General features: G+C 67.3%; 7 protein-coding genes. 2 read left to right on the top strand and 5 right to left on the bottom strand.

Annotation, left to right across the window (positions count from 1 at the left end; genetic code table 11):
- Positions 1-837, top strand: an 837-nt coding sequence (locus MFF13_RS22965; protein ID WP_238273022.1) for a PAS domain-containing protein, incomplete at its 5' end; no start/stop codon positions are given.
- A gap of 363 nt (positions 838-1,200) precedes the next feature.
- On the opposite strand, the gene MFF13_RS22960 is transcribed toward MFF13_RS22965, so the two are convergent.
- Positions 1,201-1,449, bottom strand: coding sequence for a DUF6894 family protein (locus MFF13_RS22960; RefSeq protein ID WP_147814245.1), 249 nt, complete (start codon positions 1,447-1,449; stop codon positions 1,201-1,203).
- A gap of 243 nt (positions 1,450-1,692) precedes the next feature.
- Between MFF13_RS22960 and MFF13_RS22955 the strand changes: the two genes are divergently transcribed.
- Positions 1,693-1,923, top strand: a complete 231-nt coding sequence (locus MFF13_RS22955) for a hypothetical protein (RefSeq protein WP_238273021.1) — start codon at positions 1,693-1,695, stop codon at positions 1,921-1,923.
- 721 nt (positions 1,924-2,644) lie between these two features.
- On the opposite strand, the gene MFF13_RS22950 is transcribed toward MFF13_RS22955, so the two are convergent.
- The 4 genes from MFF13_RS22950 to MFF13_RS22935 form a co-directional block, all read right to left on the bottom strand.
- Positions 2,645-3,418 carry an SDR family oxidoreductase gene (locus tag MFF13_RS22950; RefSeq protein WP_238273020.1) on the bottom strand — a complete coding sequence of 258 codons (774 nt, stop codon included), beginning with the start codon at positions 3,416-3,418 and terminating at the stop codon, positions 2,645-2,647.
- A gap of 58 nt (positions 3,419-3,476) precedes the next feature.
- On the bottom strand, positions 3,477-5,894 hold the full coding sequence (locus MFF13_RS22945) for a membrane-bound PQQ-dependent dehydrogenase, glucose/quinate/shikimate family (RefSeq protein ID WP_238273019.1): 2,418 nt from the start codon (positions 5,892-5,894) through the stop codon (positions 3,477-3,479).
- 35 nt (positions 5,895-5,929) lie between these two features.
- Positions 5,930-6,874: an SMP-30/gluconolactonase/LRE family protein gene (locus MFF13_RS22940; RefSeq protein ID WP_238273018.1), complete on the bottom strand. Its 945-nt coding sequence runs from the start codon at positions 6,872-6,874 to the stop codon at positions 5,930-5,932.
- 95 nt (positions 6,875-6,969) lie between these two features.
- Entirely contained in the window at positions 6,970-7,455 is a 486-nt protein-coding gene (locus MFF13_RS22935; RefSeq protein WP_238273017.1) for a cyclophilin-like fold protein, read from the bottom strand.
- Positions 7,456-7,462 lie beyond the last annotated feature (7 nt).

Below are 7,462 nucleotides of genomic sequence, written 5' to 3'. Positions count from 1 at the left end.
GCGATGGCGCGCAAGGGCCTGCGGCTGGATCTCCGAACGGCGCTGCGCGAGGCGATCGAGGGCAACACTCGGGTCGTGCGCGACAGCATCAGCGTCGAGCTGCCGGACGGCCGCCTTCAAACGATCTCTTTGGTCGTCAAGCCGTTGAACACTGCCGGCGCGACCGAGCCATTGTTCCTGGTCGTGTTCAACGAAGCCGCTGCGCCCGTCGTTAAGGAGCGGCAGGCCTTGGAGGCGAATGAGCGAGACACGGCGTTCCAGGGCTTGGAACGCGAACTGAGCATGACGCGCGAGCGGTTGCAGGGCGTGATCGAAGAGTACGAGACCTCCCTTGAGGAGCTCAAATCCTCGAACGAGGAACTCTACTCCGTCAACGAGGAGATGCAGGCCGCCAACGAGGAGCTGGAGGCTTCGAAGGAGGAGACGCAGTCTCTGAACGAGGAGCTTCAAACGGTAAATGCCGAGTTAACGTCCAAGATCGAGGCCATCGATCAGATGAGCGACGACCAGTCCACGCTGTTCGAGGGCATGAACGTCGCCAGCGTGCTCCTGACGCCGGATCTCCACATCCGCATGTTCACCGCTGCCGCGGCGCAGATCTTCGGCCTCCAGCCGGGCGACGTCGGCCGGTCCCTGCGCAACTTCTCGACGCCGATCCCCCTGACGTGGCTGTTGGACGAGATCCCGACTGTGCTGGCGGCGAGCCGACCCTCCGAGCGGACGATTGAGGGGGAAAACGGCGCTCGCTACCGTGTCCGGTTGATGGCCTCGTCCCGAAAGGGCAGCCGGATGCCCGGGATCGTCGCGAACTTCACGAACCTACTGGAGCAGGGATGACCGAGGGGAGCGGGCACCGCGCCTAGAACCTCGGCGGCCCGTCCGCGCTTGCGTGATATCGACGAGGCTGCCTACGCGAGAATAGCGGGCAAACGGCACGCCTTTGCAGAGGCCGCCCACCTCTGTTTCGTGGGAAAGCAGATCGCGGTGCCGGCCTGAGCTGAAGGTTGAACGTCAGCTTTCCGGCGGCCAGCCCAGGCTTGCCTCGACATCTACGAAGACATCAAAGCTTACGACATGCCGGAAATGCAGATTCTGATGCGCCTACTGCTGCTTCAGATCGGTCAAGACATTGCGCGCCAGCAATCCAAAAATTAAAAAGGAGCAGCTTGATTGCAGTTCATGAGGCTGAATAAGGGGAGGCTATCTGTTCGGCGCGTTCAGCCATTCGTCCGCGAGCGTAAGGGTCGCACGGTAGAATACCGTACCGTCCATGTCTCGCACGGCGGTTGAGAAGGTCCGATGATCGCCAGTGGCCAGCTTGTCCCGAGCCATATCCGGAAGGGCTGCCAACGCGGCCGTGCGAGCATCTTCCAGGGTATCGAAGGCAATGCCCTCGTCGCCAAGGATCAAGTGTTCATCGTCACAGCTATCGATGACGTAGCGAGACATGTGGCTCTCCTCAGAAAGCAGCACTCTCCTAGGTTCTGTTGGCTGACGCCACAACTTAAGTGAAATGCTGCAGCTACGCCCTTGAAACACGCTAGGCGTCTTATTCCTCCTGCATTAGCAGCCGACGGATTCCCCTTCGATCAGCCGCGGCGACGCTGCTTGCCCCCTCCATAGGCGGGTCGCCGGCAACGTTTTTGAACGGTCGTCACCGAACCGAACCTGGGACAGGCTGGTTGATGCGCCATGGCGTACCAAAACCCCGTTGAGAACTTTTCCTGCCAGCGCTTGCGCGACCGGACGGCCCTGAACGTCATCCTCGATGAGACGGTGCTATCCGCGTTTTCGGAGACGATCTCCGTGCTCCGAGATGGTGGCGATCCGCTGGTCCCTGAGTTTGAGCATGTGGTCCGTTCGCATCGCATAGGCATCATCAAGCAGCGCGCCATCCTTGGGGCCGCAGGGATCGACTTGTGATGGTAGAGCGCCCACTCTACATCGTTCGGGGTCTCTCGAAGAACGGCACAGTGACCTACAACTGTCCGACGCCGGAATGGGCTGTGCGCAAGAACCGTGACCTGATCCAGAGCAAGCTGACTGACGTTACCATCACGGGACCGGACGGCCGCATCCTGAGCCTGAGAGAGCTGGAAGCCCTCTCGGACGAAGGCGCCGTACCCAAGGCTTGCGCCTTGGCGTCCAGGGCCTAACTGCCGACAGCGATATGACTGTTCCTCGCCGTCATGCCACGCCGTACATGCCAGCATCCCGCCGACTGTAAGGCCGCCGGTCGCGGTGGACCCTGCCGCCGATGCGATGCCGCTGCCATTGCACAGCGGGCAGTGTCCCTTCGCGAACGCATCCAAGCGAAGAAAGCCGAAGGGCTCTCACTCTATGCGCCGCGCAGTGAGCGTTCCCCGAGGGAAGAGGTGCCTTAACTTGAGGCCGTTGATCTCTGCTCGACTGCCTCTGGGTGAATTTTCCCTCCGTCGTCGGCGCACAAGCATGGTTGCCGTGTAGCGACCGCTTCGTTGCGAGATGTCTGCTTTCGAGCTTTAGGTTGGAGCTCCTCAAAGGCGAAGTTGGGTCGGAAGCTGCACGTCTGCTTAGGAAGAGGGGGCTGTAGACTTGGCCTCGGGTTGGCCGACCAGGGACACGCGGTATATTTTGCGCTGCTTTCCCGTTCTGGGTGCAGGCGTCAGCCAACCGTCTGGCCGCCGTCGACTACCATGGCGTGCCCGATCACGAAGGCTGCCATGTCCGAGCATAGGTAAAGCACCGCCGCCGTGATCTCCTCGGGCCTCCCCATTCGCCCGACGGGCTCCTGCGCGATCACCCGTGCCAGGCCCTCCGGGGTGCCGCCGGTGAACCGTTGCATCATCGGGGTGTCGATGATGCCGGGGCAGACCGCATTGATGCGAATTCCATCCTTCGCATAGTCGAGGGCGGCGCTTTTGGTCATGCCGATCACGGCGTGCTTGGTCGAGGCATAGGCGGCCTGGCCAGCGATGCCCTTCACGCCCGCGCCGGAAGAGGTGTTGACGATGGCGCCGCCACCGTTCCTCAGCAGCAGCGGGACCTGGTGCTTCAGGCAGAGAAACATCCCCCGCAGGTTGATCGCGACGAGGCGGTCGAAGTCCTCGTCCTCGTCCTCGATCTCGGACACCGGGGCCACCGGCTGCTCGATGCCGGCGTTGTTGAAGGCGAAGTCGAGCTTCCCGAAGGTCTGGATGGTCCGGTCGAGCGCGGCCTTCACGTCCTCGGCCTTGCTCACGTCGCACCGCACCGCGAGCACGCGGCCACCGACCTCCTCGATCAGGCGGGCGGTCTCCAGGTTGCCCTCCTCGGACACGTCGGCGACCGTGACGGCGGCGCCAGCCTTGGCGAACGCCAGGGCGGTGGCGCGCCCGATGCCGCTCGTCGCACCTGTTACGAAGGCGACCTTGCCGGTGAAATCATGGGTCTGGGTCATCGGTATCTCCGGAATCTGCGTGATCACCGCGCGGCCTCGGAAGGCCTTACGGACGGGTTCAGCGCGGCAGCGCGTAGGCAACGAGCTTGGTGCCGAGGCTGATGGTGAGCGGGGGCTTGCCGCCGGCCGCCACCACCACGAACTGGCGGCCGCTCACCGGGCTGCGGTAGGTCATCGGCGTGGCGTTGCCGCCGCCCGGAAGCCGGGCCTGCCAGAGCTCCCGCCCGGTCGCGGCGTCGAGCGCCCGGAAGGTGCGGTCCATGCTGGCGCCGACGAAGACGAGGCCGCCGCGCGTGGTGACGGCGCCGCCCGAAACCGGCGTGCCCACCGTCAGCGGCAGCATCGACGGGATGTTGAACGGCCCGGTGTCACGGGCGGTCCCGAGCGGCTTGGACCAGAGCAAGCGTCCGCTCGACAGGTCCACCGCGGCGATCAGGCCCCAGGGTGGCGCGGTGCAGGGCACGCCGAGCGGCGACATGAACAGGCCGCCATAGGCACCGTAGGGCGTGTTCAGCATCGGCCGGTCGGCGTCGCCACCGGGGCTTTGCCCGTCCGACAGCTTCAGCTTGCGCCGGTTCGCCACCTTGCGGGTCACGAGCTCGACCCGGTCGGGGAACCGCATCCAGTTCGCGACCATGATGCCGCGGTCGACGTCGATCGAGGCGCTGCCCCAGTTGACGCCGCCGACCGAGCCCGGATCGATCAGGACGGGCTTGCCCAGCGTTATCGGCGTCAGGTGCCCCTCGTAGCGCGATTGCCGGAACAGGATGCGGCACAGCATCTGGTCGACGGGAGTCGCGCCCCACATGTCCGACTCCCGCAGGGTCGCTCCCCGGAATGCCGGCAGGTCGAGGGAGGCGGGCTGGGTCGGCGACAGGCGCTCGCCCGGGCCGAGATCCCCCTGCGGTGCCGCCACCTCGGTCACCGGCTTGATCTGCTGCCCGGTCTCGCGGTCGAGCACGAAGATCTCGCCGCGCTTGGTCGGCTGGATCAGGGCGGGCCGCACGCCGTTCGCGGTGGGCATGTCGACGAGGGTCGGCTGCGAGGGGGTGTCGTAGTCCCAGATGTCGTGGTGGGTGGCCTGGAAGCGCCAACGCAGGCGGCCGGTCTCGGCGTCGAGGGCGATGACGGCGCTGGAGACCTCCTCGTCGAAGGGCCGGCGCAGGCCGCCGAAATTGTCTGGCGTGGCGTTGCCCATCGGCAGGTAAACCAGCCCGAGCGCCTCGTCGGCGCTGATCGGCGCCCAGCTGTTGGGCGAGGACGGCGTGTAGGTTTCCCCGGCCGGCGGCGCGCCGATCCGGTCGGGATGGCCGGGATCGAAGGCCCAGGACAGTTCGCCGGTCCGGGCGTCGAAGGCGCGGATCACGCCGGACGGGCCGCCCCAGAACTGGCCATCGGGGATGCCGCCACCCACCACCGCCTTGCCGCGGATGATCTGAGGGGCCGAGCTCACGTAATACTGACCGGCGGGGTAGGTGCTGATACCCTCGCGCAGGTCGACGCGTCCGCCCTTGCCGAAGTCGGTGCAGGGCTTGCCGGTGGCGGCGTCGAGGGCGATCAGCTCGGGGGTCTGGCTCGCCGCGATGATGCGGGTGGCGCACATGCCGGTCGCGTTTGGCACGCGGTAATGGGCGACGCCGCGGCACGGCTTGCCCGAGGGCGGGGTGCCGTTCGACATGTCGTGGCGCCAACGCTCGCGCCCGGTCTCGGCGTCGAGGGCGAGGACGCGGTTGTGGCCGTCGCACAGGTAGAGGGCGTCGCCGACCATGATCGGCGTCGCCTCAAGGGCGGTCGCCGGTCCGGGCGTGTCCGGGCCGGTCTCGGCCTCCCACGCCACCTCAAGCTTGCCGACGTTCTGCGGGGTCAGGTCCGTGAGCGGGCTGAAGCGCGTGCCGCCTTGGTCGTTGCCGAAGCTCGGCCAGTCCTCGCCCGTGATCTGGGCCAGGGGTTGCGGCAGGGTGCCGGGCGCACGCTCGGCGACGCCACGGCGCAGGATGGGCTCGGCCGGTGCCTCCGGGTGCAGGGCACCGCCCGCGACCACGGCGAAGATCAGGGCCCCGGCGAAGGCCGGCCATCCCCATGCACCGGTGAGCCTGCGGGGCCCGCCGCTCCGGACGGGCGGCAACAGGAGCGCTAGTCCGAGGACGAAGGGCGCGAGCAGCCGTGGCAGGAGCTGCCAGGGATCGAAGCCCACCTCCCAGACGGCCCAGGCGGTCGTCCAGACCAGCATCGCCGCGAAGAGCGGGACGCCCCTCTGGTCGCGACGCCAGACGAGGACGCCGCTCGCCAGGAGGGCGATCCCGGTCAGCAGGTAGTACGGCGAGCCGCCGGACCAGGCTAGTACCGCGCCCCCGGCAGCCAGGCCGAGCCCGATGAGAACGAGCAGGGAGGCTACCGCTCGCCGCGTCCAGATCGCCATAGGGCCATCACGGACTGCGGTGCGCGCCGATGGGGGCACCGCGACTTTGGTCTTCATGAGGGTGCTTTCTGGCGCGGAACCGGAGGCGGCCATCACTGGTGCGAGAAGAGTGGCAGTGCTTTCGCGAATGCCTTGGCGTGGAAGATCATGGAGCCCTGGCCACCCGGGCCGTCGTTCGTGACGATGAGGAGGTCGTCGGTGCCCGGCCGCAGCGCCATGCTAGTGGAGCGCAGGTTGTGGCCGTCGTCTCGGCCGGGCAGCAGCACCTGGCCAATGGGGATGCCGTTGCGGTTGAACGCCAGCACGCGGCCCTGGCCGTACAGGGCGACGTAGAGGTTGCCATCGGAGTCGGCGCGCATCGAGTCGGGCGGCGGACCGGTGAAGTGGTAGGCCACCGCCGTGCCGAGCGGGGTGGGGGTGGTCGCGTCGGCGAGGTCGACCCGGTGCAGCAGGTTGCGACCGAACTCGGTGACCCACAGGGTCTTGCCGTCCGGGCTCAACGCCACGCCGTTGGCCAGCGCGAGGTTCGGCAGGATCGGGGTGACGGTCGTGAGGTCCGGCGCCACGTAGTAGGCGCCCCCCTTCGGATCGGTCGAGGTGCCCCGGAAGTCGGTGAAGTAGAAGCCGCCCTCGGCATCGAAGACGAGGTCGTTGACGACGTACCCCGCCTCCGGCGGGATGACGGTCCGCATGTCCGAGCCGTCGGGTCGCACAGAGACGATGGTGCCGCGCTTGAAGCCGCCGGTTCCGGCGGCGAAGATGCGGCCGTCCTTATGGATCGCGAGGCCGCCGAGGTTGAGGTCGTTGGTCGGCACGACCGTGGTCAGGCGCTTGTCCGCCGTAAGCCGAAGCACGCGGCCGGTACCGGCATCGGTGAACAGCAGGTCGCCCGCCCGGTCGAAGGAAGGCCCTTCCAGGGGGACGCCCTCATCCGACACCTTGAACCAGGCTTGCGCGACAACGCTCTGCAGGTCGCGCTCCCCTGGCGGAATGGGCACGGGTCCGCGTGTCTGGGCGTCGTAGGCTAGCTGGTTCATCGCATCCTCGGCCGAACTCGCACCGGTCGCTCCCGAGAGGCAGCCCACGACGGCGAGCGTCAGGGCAAGGGCGTGCCTGTTCCGTAATCCCCGCGTCATGGGACGGCCTCGATGGTCACCTTGACCGGGGCGGACTTCCGGAAGGCATCGGGGATGCGGTCCAACCGGCCGAGGCGCACGAGCCCGCGCGAATAGGTGAAGTCCTTGTAGAAGATCGCGAGGTTGCCCCAGGGGGCGTAGTAGGCCAGGTCGCCGGGCTCCGGATCGACACCCGGCGGCTCGCCCTCGGTCGCGAGACGCTTCGGCAGGTCCGCGATCTTCTCCGTCGCGTTGAAGTCGGTCAGCTCCACCGTAAGGGGCAGGAGAGCGCGAAACGCGCGGGCGGACGCGCCGCCGCCGAGCGTCGCGGTGACGCTCTCGCCGTTCGCGGTGCCCAATCGGATTTGCACGGTCTCCATGGCGGGTGCCTTTTCGGTTTTGGGGCCGGGAGTGCGGGGCCCGGGGCCGGGTGCGGCGTGGAGCGCGGACACGCTGGCGAGTATGGCTGCCAGGAGCGCCGGCGCGGACACGTTGCGTCGCATGGTCGAC

This window comes from Methylobacterium cerastii (assembly GCF_022179125.1).
GTDB lineage: Bacteria > Pseudomonadota > Alphaproteobacteria > Rhizobiales > Beijerinckiaceae > Methylobacterium > Methylobacterium cerastii.
The sequence above is the reverse complement of the archived record's forward strand: the minus strand, read 5'-3'. Positions and strand labels throughout refer to the sequence as shown.

Coding starts and splice junctions, on each gene's coding strand:
- MFF13_RS22960 (WP_147814245.1), bottom strand. CDS start 1,449: ATGTCTCGCTACGTCATCGATAGCTGTGACGATGAACACTTGATCCTT.
- MFF13_RS22955 (WP_238273021.1), top strand. CDS start 1,693: ATGGCGTACCAAAACCCCGTTGAGAACTTTTCCTGCCAGCGCTTGCGC.
- MFF13_RS22950 (WP_238273020.1), bottom strand. CDS start 3,418: ATGACCCAGACCCATGATTTCACCGGCAAGGTCGCCTTCGTAACAGGT.
- MFF13_RS22945 (WP_238273019.1), bottom strand. CDS start 5,894: ATGAAGACCAAAGTCGCGGTGCCCCCATCGGCGCGCACCGCAGTCCGT.
- MFF13_RS22940 (WP_238273018.1), bottom strand. CDS start 6,874: ATGAACCAGCTAGCCTACGACGCCCAGACACGCGGACCCGTGCCCATT.
- MFF13_RS22935 (WP_238273017.1), bottom strand. CDS start 7,455: ATGCGACGCAACGTGTCCGCGCCGGCGCTCCTGGCAGCCATACTCGCC.